The organism is Pseudomonas helleri (genome assembly GCF_045830615.1).
Taxonomy (GTDB): domain Bacteria; phylum Pseudomonadota; class Gammaproteobacteria; order Pseudomonadales; family Pseudomonadaceae; genus Aquipseudomonas; species Aquipseudomonas helleri.
Genome location: NZ_CP174501.1, coordinates 4808718 through 4831208 on the forward strand (window position 1 = coordinate 4808718; position 22491 = coordinate 4831208).

Annotated in this window: 4 protein-coding genes, 2 tRNA genes and 6 rRNA genes; all 12 read right to left on the reverse strand. The window is 54.7% G+C overall.

The annotated features are described in order from the left end of the window. Positions 1 to 75 precede the first annotated feature (75 nt). The 12 genes from recD to ACJJU9_RS21795 all read right to left on the reverse strand — a co-directional run bounded on the left by recD (position 76) and on the right by ACJJU9_RS21795 (position 22484). Positions 76 to 2160, reverse strand: coding sequence for an exodeoxyribonuclease V subunit alpha (gene recD, locus ACJJU9_RS21740; protein WP_407729505.1), 2085 nt, complete (start codon positions 2158 to 2160; stop codon positions 76 to 78). Next, positions 2157 to 5846, reverse strand: a complete 3690-nt coding sequence (gene recB, locus ACJJU9_RS21745; protein WP_407729506.1) for an exodeoxyribonuclease V subunit beta — start codon at positions 5844 to 5846, stop codon at positions 2157 to 2159. Before recB ends, recD begins: the two co-directional genes overlap by 4 nt. Continuing rightward, positions 5846 to 9295, reverse strand: a complete 3450-nt coding sequence (gene recC, locus ACJJU9_RS21750; RefSeq protein WP_407729507.1) for an exodeoxyribonuclease V subunit gamma — start codon at positions 9293 to 9295, stop codon at positions 5846 to 5848. Before recC ends, recB begins: the two co-directional genes overlap by 1 nt. Positions 9296 to 9672: 377 nt before the next feature. Next, positions 9673 to 9788 (reverse strand): 5S ribosomal RNA (rrf, locus tag ACJJU9_RS21755). A gap of 160 nt (positions 9789 to 9948) precedes the next feature. After that, positions 9949 to 12839: ribosomal RNA gene (locus tag ACJJU9_RS21760) — 23S ribosomal RNA — on the reverse strand. A 245-nt stretch (positions 12840 to 13084) separates the two neighbouring features. Continuing rightward, positions 13085 to 13160: transfer RNA gene (locus ACJJU9_RS21765), tRNA-Ala, on the reverse strand. Between the two features lie 30 nt (positions 13161 to 13190). Further along, positions 13191 to 13267: transfer RNA gene (locus ACJJU9_RS21770), tRNA-Ile, on the reverse strand. A 123-nt stretch (positions 13268 to 13390) separates the two neighbouring features. After that, a 16S ribosomal RNA gene (locus ACJJU9_RS21775) occupies positions 13391 to 14927 on the reverse strand. Positions 14928 to 15397: 470 nt separating this feature from the next. Next, positions 15398 to 15513, reverse strand: a 5S ribosomal RNA gene (gene rrf, locus ACJJU9_RS21780). A gap of 160 nt (positions 15514 to 15673) precedes the next feature. After that, positions 15674 to 18565, reverse strand: a 23S ribosomal RNA gene (locus ACJJU9_RS21785). 323 nt (positions 18566 to 18888) lie between these two features. Beyond that, positions 18889 to 20425, reverse strand: a 16S ribosomal RNA gene (locus ACJJU9_RS21790). The 16S, 23S and 5S rRNA genes sit together here with 2 tRNA genes alongside, the layout of an rRNA operon. 565 nt (positions 20426 to 20990) lie before the next feature. After that, a complete protein-coding gene (locus ACJJU9_RS21795; protein WP_153434661.1) occupies positions 20991 to 22484 on the reverse strand; it encodes a CoA-acylating methylmalonate-semialdehyde dehydrogenase in 1494 nt (497 codons plus the stop codon). Between the last annotated feature and the right edge of the window lie 7 nt (positions 22485 to 22491).

Consider the following 22491-nt stretch of genomic DNA (forward strand, 5'->3'; position numbering starts at 1 on the left):
ACGATACCACAGCCCGTCTAGGGGCTGTGATATCGGCCGCCTTATTGCCGGCTCAGTTCGTCCCTTTCAGGGCACTCACCCCAAGCCCAACATCAGGCCACTCAGGCGTTTGACCTTGCGCTGCACAGCCTCTTCAAAGACCCCGGCGCGGGGTTCGACCAGGCTGAACCAGTGTTTGGCGCGGGTGATGCCGGTGTAGATCAGCTCTTTGGTCAGCACGGGGTTAAGCGCTTCGGGCAGTACCAGCGCTGTGTGCGAAAACTCCGAGCCTTGGGATTTGTGCACGGTCATGGCGTACACGGTTTCCACATCATTCAGACGGCTTGGTAGCACAAAGCGGATGCCGCCCTGCCCGTCATTGCGAGCAAAGGCCACGCGCAAGACGTGGCGTTGGCTCTGGCCGTCCTGCTCGGGCAGTTTGAGGGCGATGCCAATGTCGCCGTTCATCAGCCCCAGGCCGTAGTCGTTACGGGTCATCAGCACCGGCCGCCCCTCGTACCAATGCTGGTCGCTGTCAATCAGCTTGCGGGCGAACAAGGCTCGGGTAATTCGCTCGTTGAGGCCTTCAACACCCCAGGGCCCTTTACGCACGGCGCACAGCACCTGAAACGCTTCGAAGGCTTCCAGCACTTTGCCGGCCCACGCTGCCCAGCAGGGGTCTTCAAGGCCCGCCGCCGCGAGCGGACGCTGATCGCGCAGAACCTCAAGATAATGCCGATAGCCTTTGGTCTCTGCCCCTCGGCCTTCCAGCGCCAGACGCTCAAAGGCCCGGTCTTGCTCGCCCTTGAGCGCCAAGGCAAAGAGGTCGGAGTAAGTACCCGCCGTCAACAGCGCCCGAGCTTCTTGCGGAAGTTGCTGGTTGACCCGGCGCGACAGTTGGCCGATGCCGCTGCCTTCACCAAAGCGCCGCGAATGGCGCAGCATGACCACCTGCTGAGCCAGCGGGTGGGTGCCATCGAGGTCTTGTTGCAAGCCGCTGGCGGCAAGGTTTTCACCGCTGACGCGCTCCAGCCACTCACGGGTGTGCGGGGTGTACCAGCCCGCTTCGGCATCGCGGCACAAATCGCCCAATACCGCACCCGCTTCGACCGAGGCCAACTGGTCCTTGTCACCCAGCAGCACCAGCCGGGCATGTTCGGGTAAGGCGTCCAACAGGTTGGCCATCATTTCAAGGTCGATCATCGAGGCTTCATCGACGACCAAGACGTCCAGCGGCAGGCGATTGCCTGCGTGATGCCGAAAATGCCGCGTACCGGGGCGACTGCCCAGCAAGCGGTGAACGGTGGTGACATCGCTGGGGATTTTTTGCCGAACCTTGTCGTCCACTTCCAACGATTTAACTTGCAGGCTGATGGACTCGGTCAAGCGCGCAGCCGCTTTGCCCGTGGGCGCCGCCAGACGAATCCGCAAGGGAGCGCCCGCTTCAACCGCCGGGGCCTGGAGCAGCGCCAGTAAACGCACCACGGTGGTGGTTTTGCCGGTACCCGGGCCGCCTGTGACGATGCTGAAGGCACCGCGTGTGGCCAACGCGCAGGCCAGCTTTTGCCAGTCAATCGGCGCATTGCCCTGCGCAGCACCGAAAAGCCCGTTCAGCCGCGCAGGCAAATCGGCCGGCGTGGATTCGGGAGATGAAAGACGCTGGCGCAATGCGCTGTCGATTCGTCGCTCATAGGCCCAATAGCGGCGTAGGTACAGGCGGCGTTCGCAGAGCACCAAAGGGCGGCTCGACGAGTCGGCCGATGGCTCGCCCGCCTGCTCAACCAACGCGCTGTTCTGTAGGGCTTTGCACCAAGTATCGCCATCCAGCGCCTCAAGCAGTTGCGAGGGCAACAACATGGCACCGGTTTGCGGGTCGCCTTCGGGCGGCAATGACAGCGCGAAGTCCGGTTGTTTAAGGGTTTCAAACAGGTCGAGGCAGACGTGGCCGTGGCCCAACTGGTGACTGGTCAGGGCCGCGGCCAACAGCACCAATGGGTCGCCCTGAGGGTCGCGTTCATGCACAAACGCAACAAAGGCTTTGTCCAGTGCGCGCAGCCAGCCGCGCTCAACCCAACGCTCAAGCAACAGCAGCAAATCGGCGGCGTGTTTCAAGGGCTGGAGCTGGGCCAGGCTTTCGGCCGTTAGTGGCGTGGGCAACAGTTCGGCAAACGAACGACTCATAACAACACTCCCTGTTCCCACGCCGGTTCAGCGGGTTTGAGCTGCGGTTTGCCCTGGAACAGCAAGTCCAGGTTTTCGATCAATTGTTTGGGTGGTCGGGCAAAAAACACCCCTTGGCTTTGCGAGCGCGTGCCACGCAAGAACAGGTACAGCGCGCCGCCCATGTGCTGGTCGTAGTTGTAATCCGCCAGGCGGGCCTTGAGTTGACGGTGCAGGGCCAGCAGGTACAAGACGTATTGCAGGTCGTAGCGGTTGTCCAGAATCGAGGTGTTCATCGCCTGTTCGGTGTAGGCAGAATCGTCAGCACCCAACCAATTGGATTTGTAGTCCGCCACGTAGTACCGGCCTTCGTGTTCGAATGTCAGGTCGATAAAGCCTTTGAACATGCCATTGAGCAGGCTCGGCTCAGCAGCCGCTCGCGCCGCGCCGCCGTGGGTGTGTTCGCGCACGAGCTGGTCCAGTTGCAAGACATCAACTTTGTGGCTGGCGAACCAGAATTCCATTTCGATTTGATACTGGTTCAGTTCACTCAGTACCACAGCAGGCTGGCCGTTATTCAGACGCAATGGCTCATGCTGCAGATGCTGCAACCAGTCGCTCAGGGTGTCGATCCAGCCTTGCCAGCCGCGTCGGTTACAGCGCCGGGCTACGGCGTCTTTGACGGTGTCGGCATCGGCGTTGAAGCCTTCACTGCCCGCCCACTCCAGCAAGCCGTGAAGGAAGGTCCCGGGATTTGGCCCACGCGGGAATCGGTGGATATCGCCACCGCTGAGTAACACATCACGCGGTGCGTCCGGGTCCAGTCGTTCATCGTCCGAGAGTTTTTGCGCCAGGGCGCTGTCAGGGGCTTCGGCAGGGCTGAGGCTGTCACTAATGCGCAATGCGCTGTAGGACGCAATCCACCAGTTTTCTGCCGCACGGCGCGTCGGCACCAACGGTTTGAGCAAGGTGGCCTGGTTGAGCGGTGGGTAAAAGCGGTCATCATTGACGGCTGGAACGGGGCCGTACTGGATCGCCGTGCAGTCTTGCTGCAAGTCCGCCAGCCAGCGTTCCAACGCCGTAGACTCGGCCAACAGCGCACCACCGCCCAACAGGTAGCCCAAAGCTGAAAGGTGCAGGACCGAACGATTGTTGTTGCCGCGTTTAAGATCGGCAACGCCCAGCCAGCAGGCATACTCGGCACGCGTCAGCGCCACGTAAAGCAAGCGTAGGTCTTCGGCCAGACGCTCGTCATCCGCTTGAGTGATCAGCTCGGGCGTCGGCTTCAAGCTGACGTGAGCGTTGCCCTGCGCATCGTGGTAATGCAGCGGCAAACGGCTGCCATCCACAGGTTTGGTCGAGCAGATAAACGGCAAAAATACCAAGGGGTATTGCAGGCCTTTGGATTTGTGGATGGTCACCACTTTGACCAACTGTTCATCGCTTTCAAGGCGCAGGATTTGTTCTTCGCCCGCTTGCCCGGACAAGGCCAGGTGTTCGGCCAAGTGCCGGATCAATGCTTGCTCGCCATCCAGTTCCGCAGCGGCTTGCTGCAACAGTTCCGACAGGTGCAACAGGTTGGTCAGCACGCGCTCACCGTCCGGGCGGGCGATCAAGGTCTGAGGTAATTCAAAGTCATGCAACAGGCGGCGCAACATGGCGAGTACACCCTGCTTGCGCCAGGTTTCGCGGTAGCCACGGAACTGCATGACGCGCCGCTCCCAGGCCAGTTCGTCCTGGTTCAGGCGTTCGAGTTCAATCAGCGGCAAGTCCAGGGTGATGCAGGCCAGTGCGGCGCGTAGCGGGCGCTCAACGTCCGGCTCGGCGCAGGCTTTGAGCCAGGCCAAGACATCGTGGGCTTCTTGCGCGGCGTAGACCGAATCCTTATCCGACAGGTAAACGCTGCGTACACCCCGTGCTGATAATTCTCGCCGTACGGCCTGAGCTTCCTTACCGTCGCGGACCAGAATGGCAATGTCAGCGGGCAACAGACCTTTTAAGGGCTGGTCTTCTCTGGCGAAACCACAGCGACCTTGTTGCCCGCCATTGAGCAACTCGACAATTTGGCTGGCACACACCGCCGCTAGTTGCTGGCGATACACGATGCCCGAGACGGGCTGCTCGGATGGCAATTGCCAAAATGTTAAAGGCGTGATGGGCTGGCCATCCAGTTGCAACGTGTCTTTGCGCCCAGAGGATTTAACCGGAGCAAAAGGTACCGGATTTTCAGCGCCGTCACGGAACAAAAAAGCGCCGCGCCCGGTGTCTCGCTGCTCGGCCCGCTCAAAGACCAGGTTGACCGCTTCGACCATGGCATGACTGGAGCGAAAATTGGTGTCCAGCGTATGCAGCCGGCCACTGGTGGCCTGACGGGCGCGCAAGTAGGTGTAGATGTCCGCGCCACGGAAGGCATAAATCGCCTGTTTGGGGTCGCCGATCAGGAACAAGCCCGTTTCCGGGGTGTTGTCTTCGATGCGGTAGATGGTTTCGAAGATGCGGTACTGCACCGGGTCGGTGTCCTGGAACTCATCGATCAACGCGACAGGGAATTGCTCGCGGATCAAGGTCGCCAATCGCTCACCGGCCTCAGCCTGCAGTGCGGCATCGAGCCTGAGCAGCATGTCATCAAAGCCCATCTCGGCACGGCGGCGCTTTTCTGCTTCAAAGCGTGCGCTCACCCAGCGGGCTGCGTGCTCCAGCACGGCAGCATCAGGGCTGGGCAATGCATCCAGCGCTGTTTTCAGCCCTGCCATGGCGTCCAGCCCAGGGTGATGAGGGGGTTCGCCCTTCCAGGCTTCGGCCATGCCGTCTGGTGTCAGGCGGGTAAAGCCGGTGCCCAGATCAAGTGGCTCTTGGGACTCGTCAGACGCCCACGCGCTGAGCTTTTCAAACCAGGGTTCGAAGTAACGCGCTTGCATTTTCCGACCATCAACGGCTTTGGCGGCCACGCCTTGCAGGCAGATATCGCGTAGCTCTTGAGCCCATTGCAACCATGGGGTTTTGAGCTGTGACAGCGCCTGACGACGCTCTTGCAAGCAGGCTTCAATGATCTCAGCCGGGGTTTGTTCTGCATTAGCAGTAGGACGAGAGCTGCCAAACAAGGCGCGAACACGTGGCATTAAAGCGCCAGGGCCGCCCCAGTTAGCTCGTACCCAGTTCAGCGCGTCACCGTACATGGGGTAGCAGAACAGTCGCCAGTAATCGCGCAGCACTTCGCCGAGCAAATCGCTATGGTCGGTTTCGAGGGTTTGGGTGAACAGGCTGCCACTGTCGAAGGCGTGCTCGCGCAGCATGCGTTGGCACCAACTGTGGATCGTTGAAACGGCAGCTTCATCCATCCATTGCGCGGCGATGTCGAGGCGGCCAGCACAGGCGGCCCACTGCTCAGGCGGGAACTCGTCGCGCAGTTGTTCAACCAGCGCATCCGGGGCCTTGATTTCGTCACGGAAGAACCGCGCCGCTTCAGCGAGCCGAGTGCGGATGCGATCACGCAGTTCTTTGGTGGCGGCGTCGGTGAAGGTCACTACCAAAATTTGCGGGGGCAATAACTCACGGCCAAACCCGGTCTCGGCGCCGCCATGGCCCAAGATCAGGCGCAGGTAGAGGGCCGAGATGGTGAAGGTTTTGCCGGTCCCGGCGCTGGCTTCGATCAGTTGGCTGCCACGTAGGGGAAAAGCCAGCGCTAAAGGTACTTTTTGCTCGCTCATTAGCGGGACTCCTCGCTGTTTAATGAGCGCCAAGGCGCATCAAAGAGTGGGCGATAGAGTGCATCGCACCAGTCTTCAAATTCACCGTCGGCCATCAATGCGGCGTAATCGGGGAACTGGCGCGCCAGTGCTGCACTTTCACGGCGCTCGCCGTCGCTGGTTTGACCGTCACCTTCGTAGGCTTTTTGCGCGGCGGCATCGGCCTTGGCCGGATCGCTTTGGGCCAGCCAGGCGAACGCCGTTTTTACTGCAACGGGCAGCGGACGGCCCATGCCGACCTTCCAGGCCATGAGTAAATTACCCAGAATATCGCGGGCCTGGTCGGGGCTTAGCGGGGCGAGCAGCAAGGTGTCATCACTGGCAACCAGGGCGGTAGACATGTCCAGGCCACTGGCGCAGGCCACCAAGTGATTGACCCATGAGCGCGTCAGACGATGCCATTTGCGCGTTTTAATCGCCCCAATGCTGTTAGGAATCGTGACGATAGACAGTAGGCCGTTGTCACTGCGTTGATGCAGATTGCTCAGCCACCCTTCCAGCATCAGCCCGTGCCCTTCAAAACTCACCGGCAGCGCGCTATTGAGCGGCGTTGGCCACAAAGCCAGAAGCTGTTGGTAGCGCTGCAAAACATCGGGGAGTGGCTCAATCAGTTCGTGTTGCAGGCACTCACCAAAGCCTGCCATCGGTAACAAACCACTGCCTTGAAGACGTCGGGCGCGGTGTTCTAAAGCCTGTTCCGGCTGATCTGGCTGAGCCAGGGCCGCTTCAAGCAGGCTGTCGCTGAGGGTGTAACGCTGCAGCGCGTCGAGCACGAAAGGTTCTTCATCTTCCAGCGGTACTTCAGCCGCTTCAAAGAAGACTTTCAGACGCTGACTAAAGAAGTGGCGCACAGGGTTTCGCAAGAAGTCCTGCAACTGAGTGAGGTTTAAAGGCTCTTCCTGCACGTGGGCCGCCAGTGTTCCGGGCAGCACCGGTGCAGTCTGTGGTTCGTGCAGTTGTTGCCATTCACGGGCATAGCTGAACAGGCGAGGATCACCTTCGTGAAAGTAACGCGTGCTGAAGGGCTGCAGCGGGTGCTCTTGAGTCATGGCCTCAAGCAGGTCATGGCCCGCTTGAAGGTGCCAGCCACTGGCAAGGTGATCGCGCAATTGGCCAATCAAAACGCAGGCCGGACGCTCGCTGTTGTCGCGAATACTGCGCCCTACCCAACTGATATAAAGCTGCTCGCGGGCAGATAACAGCGCCTCAAGCAGTAGGTAACGGTCATCCTCGCGGCGGGAACGATCGCCCGGGCGGTAGTCACTGCCCATCAAGTCGAAGTCCAGCGGCGGCTGCGCACGAGGGTAGTCACCATCATTCATGCCGAGCAGGCAGACGAGTTTGAAGGGGATCGCACGCATCGGCATAAGGGTGCAAAAGTTGACGGCCCCGGCGAGAAAGCGCTGAGACAACTTGCCTTGGTCAAGGCCCGCCAACCAGGCTTCACGTACCACGGTTAACGGTAATTCGTCTTGCAGGCCAACCAGTTCACAGGTTTCGAGCCAGGTCTCACGCAGCTCCTCGAGCTGGGCCAGCAAGTAGTCGTCGTGCTCGGTTTCGGCCAGGAAGAACAACTGCATCAACGCTTGCAGGCGCTCGCCCCATTGCTGCGGCAATGCTGGCTGCGACAGTTCTTGGTGGGCGATTTCCAGTGCATCAAGCAGGGCGACCAACGGGCCGATCAATACCGCATCCAGGCCGCCGATTTCATCGTAAGGCTCAATACCATCACACGCTTCACCACTGCCGACGGCATAACCCAGCAACATGCGGCGCAAGCCGAACCGCCAACTGTTTTGCTCCAGGTCCGTCGGCAAACCGAGGCCTGCACGCTGCTGTGCATTGAGCCCCCAGCGAATGCCTGCGCCTTCGATCCAACGGTGCAGCGTCGGTAAATCACGCTCTTGCACGTTGAAGCGGGCCCGCAAGGCCGGAACGTCCAGCAGGTCAAGAATTTCGCTGACCGGGAAACGGCTGTCAGGCAATTTGAGCAGGTGTTCAATGGCAATCAGTAGCGGGTCACGGCCGCGCTGACCTTGGTCGGCCAGGGTGTAGGGGATGAAGCGACGGTCGTCGCGCTCGATCTGACCAAAAACGGCTCGGATATGCGGAGCGTAGCTGTCGATGTCCGGCACCATCACGATCACATCACGCGGTTGCAGGTCCGGGTTGTCGCTAAATCGCTTGAGCAACTGGTCGTGAAGGATCTCGACTTCTCGTTGCGCACTGTGGGCAATGTGGAAGCGGATGGAGTGATCTGTTTCTAAATCGACAGCGGGCCACAGTTCACGGGTTTCGTTAAGGGGGCGCAACTCAAGAATGTCGTCTTGCAGTTGATTAAGCAGGTTGCGTGGCTCAACTTCACTGAACAGGTCGATGCGGCCATCACGAAACGCACTGCGATAGCTGTTGGGATCGTCGTAGCTATCGAGCAAGTTGATGTAGTCGCGACCTTGTTTACCCCACGCAGCAAGCAGTGGATGCGCGTGTTGGTGAAGGATGTCGAGATCCAGCGCTGTGGGCATCCCGGCTTTGCGTGCTTGGCGTTTGTACTGATGGCGTAGCAGATCTTTGTCCGCAACGATGTCAGACCAATGGTGGCGACAAGGATTGTGCACGCACAACAGGACTTGGCTAAAACGTGCGAGCCCTGCCAGGGCTTCCAGCGCTTGAGCGGGCAGTGACGAAATACCGAAAACGATCACCCGTGCAGGCAGGCCGGGCGGTGCTTGTTCGAGGCTGTTTATCTTCTCGATAAAACGTTGGTGAACCCCGGCACGGCTTTGCGACATGCCTTCCTCGCCAACGTCGAGCAGCAAGGCTCGCCATAGTTCGGCTTGCCAGCAGTTGGCAGGGCTTAAGGCTGGGCTTTCACCTCGAGCATTGCGTAATTGATGGCGACCGGCGGCCCAGTCTTCCAGCCAGTCTGCGCGATAAACCTGATATTGGTCGAACAGATCGGCCAGGCGTTCTGACAGTTGATAGCGTTTACGCAGATCGGTGTCGTGAGTCAGAAAGCGCTGTAAGGGCTCGAAGTGTGGCTGATCAATAAGGGCCGGGAGCAAGCGCATCAGACGCCACGTCAGGGGCGCTTTATCGAGCAGCGATTTGGCGGGGATTTCCTCGCTGCCTAATACCATCCGATACAACTGCCACATGAAACTGCCGGGCAATTGCACGTCTACTGCCGCCGCAATACCGCAGCCGCCCAGATCATCATCTTGAGCATCTTCGGCCAGAGCCAGCTTTAGCCATTGGGCAATACCGTTGCTCTGCACCAGAGCAATTTCGTTCTCCAGAGGCGCCAAGGGGTAGAGGCGCATCCAGCTCACGACCAGGCTGCGTAACTCATCAAGGCGGTTACCGTGGACCACCATAAAACCTGCATTGAGAGACGTAGTAACCGGCATGACGGCATCCTTAGGAGAAAGCAAAATCCAAAGGCGAACCTTAACATTGCTCGGGGGAATTGGCGCATTGCAAGCTGCAAGCTGCAAGCTGCAAGCTGCAAGCTGCAAGCTGCAAGCTGCAAGCTGCAAGCTGCAAGCTGCAAGCTGCAAGCTGCAAGCTGCAAGCTGCAAGCTGCAAGCTGCAAGCTGCAAGCTGCAAGCTGCAAGCTGCAAGCTGCAAGCTGCAAGAGCGTGGGGGCCTGGGTGGGGGTGTCCAGTGCTGATTGGGGGTTTCGCAGGGTTTATCGATTGTTTGTTGCAGGGGGATGCTCAGTGTTTTTTCGAGCACAAAAACAAAATCCCCGTCTGCGTGAGCAGACAGGGATTTTGGAATTTAATCTTGACGATGACCTACTCTCACATGGGGAAACCCCACACTACCATCGGCGATGCATCGTTTCACTACTGAGTTCGGGATGGGATCAGGTGGTTCCAATGCTCTATGGTCGTCAAGAAATTCGGTAGCCAGGTCGTTACGTGCGTAACGCTCCAGCGAATGGGTATGTAATAGAGTCGGTGTTTTGTGAGTTGCAAACTTTCGGTTTGTATCGTCTTCACACACCGCAATCTGGTCGCTTTGCTTACAAAGCCTACTCAAATTGCTTGGGTGTTATATGGTCAAGCCTCACGGGCAATTAGTATTGGTTAGCTCAACGCCTCACAGCGCTTACACACCCAACCTATCAACGTCGTAGTCTTCGACGGCCCTTTAGGGAACTCAAGGTTCCAGTGAGATCTCATCTTGAGGCAAGTTTCCCGCTTAGATGCTTTCAGCGGTTATCTTTCCCGAACATAGCTACCCGGCAATGCCACTGGCGTGACAACCGGAACACCAGAGGTTCGTCCACTCCGGTCCTCTCGTACTAGGAGCAGCCCCTCTCAAATCTCAAACGTCCACGGCAGATAGGGACCGAACTGTCTCACGACGTTCTAAACCCAGCTCGCGTACCACTTTAAATGGCGAACAGCCATACCCTTGGGACCGGCTTCAGCCCCAGGATGTGATGAGCCGACATCGAGGTGCCAAACACCGCCGTCGATATGAACTCTTGGGCGGTATCAGCCTGTTATCCCCGGAGTACCTTTTATCCGTTGAGCGATGGCCCTTCCATACAGAACCACCGGATCACTAAGACCTACTTTCGTACCTGCTCGACGTGTCTGTCTCGCAGTCAAGCGCGCTTTTGCCTTTATACTCTACGACCGATTTCCGACCGGTCTGAGCGCACCTTCGTACTCCTCCGTTACTCTTTAGGAGGAGACCGCCCCAGTCAAACTACCCACCATACACTGTCCTCGATCCGGATAACGGACCTGAGTTAGAACCTCAAAGTTGCCAGGGTGGTATTTCAAGGATGGCTCCACGCAAACTGGCGTTCACGCTTCAAAGCCTCCCACCTATCCTACACAAGCAAATTCAAAGTCCAGTGCAAAGCTATAGTAAAGGTTCACGGGGTCTTTCCGTCTAGCCGCGGATACACTGCATCTTCACAGCGATTTCAATTTCACTGAGTCTCGGGTGGAGACAGCGCCGCCATCGTTACGCCATTCGTGCAGGTCGGAACTTACCCGACAAGGAATTTCGCTACCTTAGGACCGTTATAGTTACGGCCGCCGTTTACCGGGGCTTCGATCAAGAGCTTCGCGTTAGCTAACCCCATCAATTAACCTTCCGGCACCGGGCAGGCGTCACACCCTATACGTCCACTTTCGTGTTTGCAGAGTGCTGTGTTTTTAATAAACAGTCGCAGCGGCCTGGTATCTTCGACCGACGTGAGCTTACGCAGTAAATGCTTCACCCTCATCGGCGCACCTTCTCCCGAAGTTACGGTGCCATTTTGCCTAGTTCCTTCACCCGAGTTCTCTCAAGCGCCTTGGTATTCTCTACCCAACCACCTGTGTCGGTTTGGGGTACGGTTCCTGGTTATCTGAAGCTTAGAAGCTTTTCTTGGAAGCATGGCATCAACCACTTCGTTGTCTAAAAGACAACTCGTCATCAGCTCTCGGCCTTAGAATCCCGGATTTACCTAAGATTCCAGCCTACCACCTTAAACTTGGACAACCAACGCCAAGCTGGCCTAGCCTTCTCCGTCCCTCCATCGCAATAACCAGAAGTACAGGAATATTAACCTGTTTTCCATCGACTACGCTTTTCAGCCTCGCCTTAGGGACCGACTAACCCTGCGTCGATTAACGTTGCGCAGGAAACCTTGGTCTTTCGGCGTGGGTGTTTTTCACACCCATTGTCGTTACTCATGTCAGCATTCGCACTTCTGATACCTCCAGCAAGCTTCTCAACTCACCTTCACAGGCTTACAGAACGCTCCTCTACCGCATCACCTAAGTGATACCCGTAGCTTCGGTGTATGGTTTGAGCCCCGTTAAATCTTCCGCGCAGGCCGACTCGACTAGTGAGCTATTACGCTTTCTTTAAAGGGTGGCTGCTTCTAAGCCAACCTCCTAGCTGTCTAAGCCTTCCCACATCGTTTCCCACTTAACCATAACTTTGGGACCTTAGCTGACGGTCTGGGTTGTTTCCCTTTTCACGACGGACGTTAGCACCCGCCGTGTGTCTCCCATGCTCGGCACTTGTAGGTATTCGGAGTTTGCATCGGTTTGGTAAGTCGGGATGACCCCCTAGCCGAAACAGTGCTCTACCCCCTACAGTGATACATGAGGCGCTACCTAAATAGCTTTCGAGGAGAACCAGCTATCTCCGAGCTTGATTAGCCTTTCACTCCGATCCACAGGTCATCCGCTAACTTTTCAACGGTAGTCGGTTCGGTCCTCCAGTTAGTGTTACCCAACCTTCAACCTGCCCATGGATAGATCGCCCGGTTTCGGGTCTATTCCCAGCGACTAGACGCCCTATTAAGACTCGCTTTCGCTACGCCTCCCCTATTCGGTTAAGCTTGCCACTGAAAATAAGTCGCTGACCCATTATACAAAAGGTACGCAGTCACCTAAAAAGTAGGCTCCCACTGCTTGTACGCATACGGTTTCAGGATCTATTTCACTCCCCTCTCCGGGGTTCTTTTCGCCTTTCCCTCACGGTACTAGTTCACTATCGGTCAGTCAGTAGTATTTAGCCTTGGAGGATGGTCCCCCCATATTCAGACAAAGTTTCTCGTGCTCCGTCCTACTCGATTTCACTGCAAAGATGTTTTCGCGTACAGGGCTATCACCCACTATGGCCGCACTTTCCAGAGCGTTCCGCTAACATCAATACAGCTTAAGGGCTGGTCCCCGTTCGCTCGCCACTACTAAGGGAATCTCGGTTGATTTCTTTTCCTCAGGGTACTTAGATGTTTCAGTTCCCCTGGTTCGCTTCTTAAGCCTATGTATTCAGCTTAAGATACCTAACTTATGTTAGGTGGGTTCCCCCATTCAGACATCTCCGGATCAAAGTCTGTTTGCCGACTCCCCGAAGCTTTTCGCAGGCTACCACGTCTTTCATCGCCTCTGACTGCCAAGGCATCCACCGTATGCGCTTCTTCACTTGACCATATAACCCCAAGCAATCTGGTTATACTATGAAGACAACATTCGCCGAAAATTCGCACACTCAATTAAGAGAATCACAAATTTTACCTTAGCCTGAATAAACACCAGTGAAAGTGTCATTCAGTCTATCTTTCTATCACATACCCAAATTTTTAAAGAACGATCTAATCAAAAGATCAGAAATCAACATTCACCATCGCTTGATGGAATGCTCATTTCTAAGCTTTACGATACAGAAGCAGTTTATGGTGGAGCCAAACGGGATCGAACCGTTGACCTCCTGCGTGCAAGGCAGGCGCTCTCCCAGCTGAGCTATGGCCCCATATTTCTACAGGTACTTTCCACACAAAATTGGTGGGTCTGGGCAGATTCGAACTGCCGACCTCACCCTTATCAGGGGTGCGCTCTAACCAACTGAGCTACAGACCCAATTTCGAGCTTGCAACTGTTAGCGTGAGCTATCAGCTTGTAGCTTAAAGCTGCTTATCGTCTTCTTCTTCAATGAATCAAGCAATTCGTGTGGGAACTTATGGAGCAGCTGATGTCGTCGATTAAGGAGGTGATCCAGCCGCAGGTTCCCCTACGGCTACCTTGTTACGACTTCACCCCAGTCATGAATCACACCGTGGTAACCGTCCTCCCGAAGGTTAGACTAGCTACTTCTGGTGCAACCCACTCCCATGGTGTGACGGGCGGTGTGTACAAGGCCCGGGAACGTATTCACCGTGACATTCTGATTCACGATTACTAGCGATTCCGACTTCACGCAGTCGAGTTGCAGACTGCGATCCGGACTACGATCGGTTTTATGGGATTAGCTCCACCTCGCGGCTTGGCAACCCTTTGTACCGACCATTGTAGCACGTGTGTAGCCCAGGCCGTAAGGGCCATGATGACTTGACGTCATCCCCACCTTCCTCCGGTTTGTCACCGGCAGTCTCCTTAGAGTGCCCACCATTACGTGCTGGTAACTAAGGACAAGGGTTGCGCTCGTTACGGGACTTAACCCAACATCTCACGACACGAGCTGACGACAGCCATGCAGCACCTGTCTCAATGTTCCCGAAGGCACCAATCTATCTCTAGAAAGTTCATTGGATGTCAAGGCCTGGTAAGGTTCTTCGCGTTGCTTCGAATTAAACCACATGCTCCACCGCTTGTGCGGGCCCCCGTCAATTCATTTGAGTTTTAACCTTGCGGCCGTACTCCCCAGGCGGTCAACTTAATGCGTTAGCTGCGCCACTAAGAGTTCAAGACTCCCAACGGCTAGTTGACATCGTTTACGGCGTGGACTACCAGGGTATCTAATCCTGTTTGCTCCCCACGCTTTCGCACCTCAGTGTCAGTATCAGTCCAGGTAGTCGCCTTCGCCACTGGTGTTCCTTCCTATATCTACGCATTTCACCGCTACACAGGAAATTCCACTACCCTCTACCATACTCTAGCTTGCCAGTTTTGGATGCAGTTCCCAGGTTGAGCCCGGGGATTTCACATTCAACTTAACAAACCACCTACGCGCGCTTTACGCCCAGTAATTCCGATTAACGCTTGCACCCTCTGTATTACCGCGGCTGCTGGCACAGAGTTAGCCGGTGCTTATTCTGTCGGTAACGTCAAAACAGCAAAGTATTAATTTACTGCCCTTCCTCCCAACTTAAAGTGCTTTACAATCCGAAGACCTTCTTCACACACGCGGCATGGCTGGATCAGGCTTTCGCCCATTGTCCAATATTCCCCACTGCTGCCTCCCGTAGGAGTCTGGACCGTGTCTCAGTTCCAGTGTGACTGATCATCCTCTCAGACCAGTTACGGATCGTAGCCTTGGTGAGCCATTACCTCACCAACTAGCTAATCCGACCTAGGCTCATCTGATAGCGCAAGGCCCGAAGGTCCCCTGCTTTCTCCCGTAGGACGTATGCGGTATTAGCGTCCGTTTCCGAACGTTATCCCCCACTACCAGGCAGATTCCTAGGTATTACTCACCCGTCCGCCGCTCTCAAGAGAAGCAAGCTTCTCTCTACCGCTCGACTTGCATGTGTTAGGCCTGCCGCCAGCGTTCAATCTGAGCCATGATCAAACTCTTCAGTTCAAACATCTTTGGGTTTTTAAGAAACCCTAAACTTGGCTCAGCAATCGTTGGTTACATCTTTGATTTCTCGCGGAGCAACTTGTGATGCTGATAATCTTTTTGACTATCAGTCTGACTCCACAAGCACCCACACGAATTGCTTGATTCAGTTGTTAAAGAGCGGTTGGTTAAGCTTTCGCTCAACCGAGGCGCGCATTCTACAGCAGCCTCTGTTGCTGTCAAGCGGTTATTTTGAGATGTTTTCAAAGTTTCCTCTGTAACATCAACCACTTGCGCTTTCGATCTCTCGTTAGCGGGAGGCGAATTCTACAGCGTTACACGCTGCTGTCAACACCTCATTTCCTGCTACTTTCAATCGACTTGCTAACCAGGTCATTGACCTAACTAGCAGTACAGCTTTTTACAAAGCTTGTACTTATACAAAAACAAAATCCCCGTCTGCGCGAGCAGACAGGGATTTTGGAATTTAATCTTGACGATGACCTACTCTCACATGGGGAAACCCCACACTACCATCGGCGATGCATCGTTTCACTACTGAGTTCGGGATGGGATCAGGTGGTTCCAATGCTCTATGGTCGTCAAGAAATTCGGTAGCCAGGTCGTTACTTACGTAACGCTCCAGCGAATGGGTATGTAATAGAGTCGGTGTTTTGTGAATTGCAAACTTTCGGTTTATATCGTCTTCACACACCGCAATCTGGTCGCTTTGCTTACAAAGCCTACTCAAATTGCTTGGGTGTTATATGGTCAAGCCTCACGGGCAATTAGTATTGGTTAGCTCAACGCCTCACAGCGCTTACACACCCAACCTATCAACGTCGTAGTCTTCGACGGCCCTTTAGGGAACTCAAGGTTCCAGTGAGATCTCATCTTGAGGCAAGTTTCCCGCTTAGATGCTTTCAGCGGTTATCTTTCCCGAACATAGCTACCCGGCAATGCCACTGGCGTGACAACCGGAACACCAGAGGTTCGTCCACTCCGGTCCTCTCGTACTAGGAGCAGCCCCTCTCAAATCTCAAACGTCCACGGCAGATAGGGACCGAACTGTCTCACGACGTTCTAAACCCAGCTCGCGTACCACTTTAAATGGCGAACAGCCATACCCTTGGGACCGGCTTCAGCCCCAGGATGTGATGAGCCGACATCGAGGTGCCAAACACCGCCGTCGATATGAACTCTTGGGCGGTATCAGCCTGTTATCCCCGGAGTACCTTTTATCCGTTGAGCGATGGCCCTTCCATACAGAACCACCGGATCACTAAGACCTACTTTCGTACCTGCTCGACGTGTCTGTCTCGCAGTCAAGCGCGCTTTTGCCTTTATACTCTACGACCGATTTCCGACCGGTCTGAGCGCACCTTCGTACTCCTCCGTTACTCTTTAGGAGGAGACCGCCCCAGTCAAACTACCCACCATACACTGTCCTCGATCCGGATAACGGACCTGAGTTAGAACCTCAAAGTTGCCAGGGTGGTATTTCAAGGATGGCTCCACGCAAACTGGCGTTCACGCTTCAAAGCCTCCCACCTATCCTACACAAGCAAATTCAAAGTCCAGTGCAAAGCTATAGTAAAGGTTCACGGGGTCTTTCCGTCTAGCCGCGGATACACTGCATCTTCACAGCGATTTCAATTTCACTGAGTCTCGGGTGGAGACAGCGCCGCCATCGTTACGCCATTCGTGCAGGTCGGAACTTACCCGACAAGGAATTTCGCTACCTTAGGACCGTTATAGTTACGGCCGCCGTTTACCGGGGCTTCGATCAAGAGCTTCGCGTTAGCTAACCCCATCAATTAACCTTCCGGCACCGGGCAGGCGTCACACCCTATACGTCCACTTTCGTGTTTGCAGAGTGCTGTGTTTTTAATAAACAGTCGCAGCGGCCTGGTATCTTCGACCGACGTGAGCTTACGCAGTAAATGCTTCACCCTCATCGGCGCACCTTCTCCCGAAGTTACGGTGCCATTTTGCCTAGTTCCTTCACCCGAGTTCTCTCAAGCGCCTTGGTATTCTCTACCCAACCACCTGTGTCGGTTTGGGGTACGGTTCCTGGTTATCTGAAGCTTAGAAGCTTTTCTTGGAAGCATGGCATCAACCACTTCGTTGTCTAAAAGACAACTCGTCATCAGCTCTCGGCCTTAGAATCCCGGATTTACCTAAGATTCCAGCCTACCACCTTAAACTTGGACAACCAACGCCAAGCTGGCCTAGCCTTCTCCGTCCCTCCATCGCAATAACCAGAAGTACAGGAATATTAACCTGTTTTCCATCGACTACGCTTTTCAGCCTCGCCTTAGGGACCGACTAACCCTGCGTCGATTAACGTTGCGCAGGAAACCTTGGTCTTTCGGCGTGGGTGTTTTTCACACCCATTGTCGTTACTCATGTCAGCATTCGCACTTCTGATACCTCCAGCAAGCTTCTCAACTCACCTTCACAGGCTTACAGAACGCTCCTCTACCGCATCACCTAAGTGATACCCGTAGCTTCGGTGTATGGTTTGAGCCCCGTTAAATCTTCCGCGCAGGCCGACTCGACTAGTGAGCTATTACGCTTTCTTTAAAGGGTGGCTGCTTCTAAGCCAACCTCCTAGCTGTCTAAGCCTTCCCACATCGTTTCCCACTTAACCATAACTTTGGGACCTTAGCTGACGGTCTGGGTTGTTTCCCTTTTCACGACGGACGTTAGCACCCGCCGTGTGTCTCCCATGCTCGGCACTTGTAGGTATTCGGAGTTTGCATCGGTTTGGTAAGTCGGGATGACCCCCTAGCCGAAACAGTGCTCTACCCCCTACAGTGATACATGAGGCGCTACCTAAATAGCTTTCGAGGAGAACCAGCTATCTCCGAGCTTGATTAGCCTTTCACTCCGATCCACAGGTCATCCGCTAACTTTTCAACGGTAGTCGGTTCGGTCCTCCAGTTAGTGTTACCCAACCTTCAACCTGCCCATGGATAGATCGCCCGGTTTCGGGTCTATTCCCAGCGACTAGACGCCCTATTAAGACTCGCTTTCGCTACGCCTCCCCTATTCGGTTAAGCTTGCCACTGAAAATAAGTCGCTGACCCATTATACAAAAGGTACGCAGTCACCTAACAAAGTAGGCTCCCACTGCTTGTACGCATACGGTTTCAGGATCTATTTCACTCCCCTCTCCGGGGTTCTTTTCGCCTTTCCCTCACGGTACTAGTTCACTATCGGTCAGTCAGTAGTATTTAGCCTTGGAGGATGGTCCCCCCATATTCAGACAAAGTTTCTCGTGCTCCGTCCTACTCGATTTCACTGCAAAGATGTTTTCGCGTACAGGGCTATCACCCACTATGGCCGCACTTTCCAGAGCGTTCCGCTAACATCAATACAGCTTAAGGGCTGGTCCCCGTTCGCTCGCCACTACTAAGGGAATCTCGGTTGATTTCTTTTCCTCAGGGTACTTAGATGTTTCAGTTCCCCTGGTTCGCTTCTTAAGCCTATGTATTCAGCTTAAGATACCTAACTTATGTTAGGTGGGTTCCCCCATTCAGACATCTCCGGATCAAAGTCTGTTTGCCGACTCCCCGAAGCTTTTCGCAGGCTACCACGTCTTTCATCGCCTCTGACTGCCAAGGCATCCACCGTATGCGCTTCTTCACTTGACCATATAACCCCAAGCAATCTGGTTATACTATGAAGACAACATTCGCCGAAAATTCGCATACTCAATTAAGAGAATCACAAATTTTACCTTAGCCTGAATAAACACCAGTGAAAGTGTCATTCAGTCTATCTTTCTATCACATACCCAAATTTTTAAAGAACGATCTAATCAAAAGATCAGAAATCAACATTCACCATCATTTGATGGAATGCTCATTTCTAAGCTTTACGACAGAAAAACCACAGAGTAACTCTGCAGTTATCGTCTTCTACAATGAATCAAGCAATTCGTGTGGGAACTTATGGAGCAGCTGATGTCGTCGATTAAGGAGGTGATCCAGCCGCAGGTTCCCCTACGGCTACCTTGTTACGACTTCACCCCAGTCATGAATCACACCGTGGTAACCGTCCTCCCGAAGGTTAGACTAGCTACTTCTGGTGCAACCCACTCCCATGGTGTGACGGGCGGTGTGTACAAGGCCCGGGAACGTATTCACCGTGACATTCTGATTCACGATTACTAGCGATTCCGACTTCACGCAGTCGAGTTGCAGACTGCGATCCGGACTACGATCGGTTTTATGGGATTAGCTCCACCTCGCGGCTTGGCAACCCTTTGTACCGACCATTGTAGCACGTGTGTAGCCCAGGCCGTAAGGGCCATGATGACTTGACGTCATCCCCACCTTCCTCCGGTTTGTCACCGGCAGTCTCCTTAGAGTGCCCACCATTACGTGCTGGTAACTAAGGACAAGGGTTGCGCTCGTTACGGGACTTAACCCAACATCTCACGACACGAGCTGACGACAGCCATGCAGCACCTGTCTCAATGTTCCCGAAGGCACCAATCTATCTCTAGAAAGTTCATTGGATGTCAAGGCCTGGTAAGGTTCTTCGCGTTGCTTCGAATTAAACCACATGCTCCACCGCTTGTGCGGGCCCCCGTCAATTCATTTGAGTTTTAACCTTGCGGCCGTACTCCCCAGGCGGTCAACTTAATGCGTTAGCTGCGCCACTAAGAGTTCAAGACTCCCAACGGCTAGTTGACATCGTTTACGGCGTGGACTACCAGGGTATCTAATCCTGTTTGCTCCCCACGCTTTCGCACCTCAGTGTCAGTATCAGTCCAGGTAGTCGCCTTCGCCACTGGTGTTCCTTCCTATATCTACGCATTTCACCGCTACACAGGAAATTCCACTACCCTCTACCATACTCTAGCTTGCCAGTTTTGGATGCAGTTCCCAGGTTGAGCCCGGGGATTTCACATTCAACTTAACAAACCACCTACGCGCGCTTTACGCCCAGTAATTCCGATTAACGCTTGCACCCTCTGTATTACCGCGGCTGCTGGCACAGAGTTAGCCGGTGCTTATTCTGTCGGTAACGTCAAAGCAGCAAAGTATTAATTTACTGCCCTTCCTCCCAACTTAAAGTGCTTTACAATCCGAAGACCTTCTTCACACACGCGGCATGGCTGGATCAGGCTTTCGCCCATTGTCCAATATTCCCCACTGCTGCCTCCCGTAGGAGTCTGGACCGTGTCTCAGTTCCAGTGTGACTGATCATCCTCTCAGACCAGTTACGGATCGTAGCCTTGGTGAGCCATTACCTCACCAACTAGCTAATCCGACCTAGGCTCATCTGATAGCGCAAGGCCCGAAGGTCCCCTGCTTTCTCCCGTAGGACGTATGCGGTATTAGCGTCCGTTTCCGAACGTTATCCCCCACTATCAGGCAGATTCCTAGGTATTACTCACCCGTCCGCCGCTCTCAAGAGAAGCAAGCTTCTCTCTACCGCTCGACTTGCATGTGTTAGGCCTGCCGCCAGCGTTCAATCTGAGCCATGATCAAACTCTTCAGTTCAAACATCTTTGGGTTTTTAAGAAACCCTAAACTTGGCTCAGCAATCGTTGGTTACATCTTTGATTTCTCGCGGAGTAACTTGTGATGCTGATAATCTTTTTGACTATCAGCCTGACTCCACAAGCACCCACACGAATTGCTTGATTCAGTTGTTAAAGAGCGGTTGGTTAAGCTTTCGCTCAACCGAGGCGCGCATTCTACAGCAGCCTCTGTTGCTGTCAAGCGGTTATTTTAAGATGTTTTCAAAGCTTCCTCTGTAACATCAACCACTTGCGCTTTCGATCTCTCGTTAGCGGGAGGCGAATTCTACAGCGTTACACGCTGCTGTCAACACCTCATTTCCTGCTTCGGTGAATTGAAGCTAGCACCGTCAAAATCATCCAACTCATTGATATTCAAGGAGTTTTCCGTTTCGACTGCGCCGGAAGTGGTGCGAATTATAGGCCGCTAGAATTCTGAGTCAAGCCCTAAATTCATAATTCTGTCACAACGCGCCAAAAGCCATAAAAGTAGAGGCCAGCCTAACGGCTGGCCTCTCTTCTTCTATATACAGCTGCAACCCAACTTACAGACTCGGGAATGCAAACTGCGACGCTTCATGGCTGGCACGTTGCGGCCAACGCTGAGTGATCGCCTTGCGGCGCGTATAAAACCGAACACCGTCCGGACCATAGGCATGCAGGTCACCGAAAAGGGAACGCTTCCAACCACCAAAACTGTGGTACGCCACAGGCACTGGCAGCGGAACGTTCACCCCGACCATACCCACTTCGATCTCGTCGCAGAACAGGCGAGCCGCCTCACCATCACGGGTGAAGATGCAGGTGCCGTTACCGTATTCGTGATCGTTGATCAGTTGCATCGCCTCTTCCAGGCTATTAACCCGCACGATGCACAGCACTGGACCAAAGATCTCTTCTTTATAGATGCGCATCTGTGGCGTCACACGATCAAACAGGCAGCCGCCCAGGAAGAAGCCATCTTCATGATCCTTGACGCTCAAGCCGCGACCATCGACGACCAGCTCTGCACCGGCAGCAACACCATCCTCGACATAGCCGCTGACCTTGTCACGCGCCTGCCCCGAGACCAAAGGCCCCATGTCCAGACCGCACGAAGTGCCTGCACCGATTTTCAGCGCCTTGATTTGCGGTACCAGCTTGGCCACCAACGCATCAGCAACCTGATCGCCAACACACACCGCAACCGAAATGGCCATGCAACGCTCGCCGCAAGAACCGTAAGCCGCCCCCATCAGCGCACTCACAGCGTTATCCAGATCCGCATCCGGCATCAGCACCGCGTGGTTCTTCGCCCCGCCCAACGCCTGCACACGTTTGCCGCGCTTGGTGCCTTCGGCATAAATGTATTCAGCAATCGGCGTTGAACCCACAAAACTCAGCGCTTTAACTTCCGGCGCTTCAATCAACGCATCCACAGCGCCTTTGTCACCATGCACCACGCTCAGCACGCCCTTGGGCAGACCGGCTTCATGCAGCAACTGTGCAATAAATAAGGTCGAGCTTGGATCGCGTTCCGACGGTTTGAGGATGAAACAGTTACCGCACACAATCGCCAGCGGGTACATCCACAGCGGAACCATAGCCGGGAAGTTGAAAGGCGTAATGCCTGCAACCACACCCAGCGGTTGGAAATCCGACCATGCATCAATGTTCGGTCCAACGTTACGGCTGTATTCACCCTTCAGGATTTCTGGCGCAGAGCACGCAAACTCAACGTTCTCAATTCCGCGCTTCAGTTCACCCGCAGCGTCTTCCAGGGTCTTGCCGTGTTCTTCGCTGATCAACTGGGAGATGCGCGCTTCGTTCTGCTCCAGCAACTGCTTGAAGCGGAACATCACCTGAGCACGCTTGGCCGGTGGCGTATTGCGCCAAGCCGGGAAAGCAGCCTTGGCTGAGTCGATGGCTTTTTGAATGGTTTCGCGACTGGCCAGCGGCACTTGATGAATCACTTTACCGGTCGACGGGTTAAACACATCAGCGGTACGACCAGAGTCGCTCAGAAATTCGCCATTGATGAAATGTTGAATGGTGCTCATGGGTGCT

Bases quoted from the DNA above. Each gene is read 5' to 3' on its own strand.
- ACJJU9_RS21795 (WP_153434661.1), bottom strand. From the start codon at position 22,484: ATGAGCACCATTCAACATTTCATCAATGGCGAATTTCTGAGCGACTCT.
- recB (WP_407729506.1), bottom strand. From the start codon at position 5,846: ATGAGCGAGCAAAAAGTACCTTTAGCGCTGGCTTTTCCCCTACGTGGC.
- recC (WP_407729507.1), bottom strand. From the start codon at position 9,295: ATGCCGGTTACTACGTCTCTCAATGCAGGTTTTATGGTGGTCCACGGT.
- recD (WP_407729505.1), bottom strand. From the start codon at position 2,160: ATGAGTCGTTCGTTTGCCGAACTGTTGCCCACGCCACTAACGGCCGAA.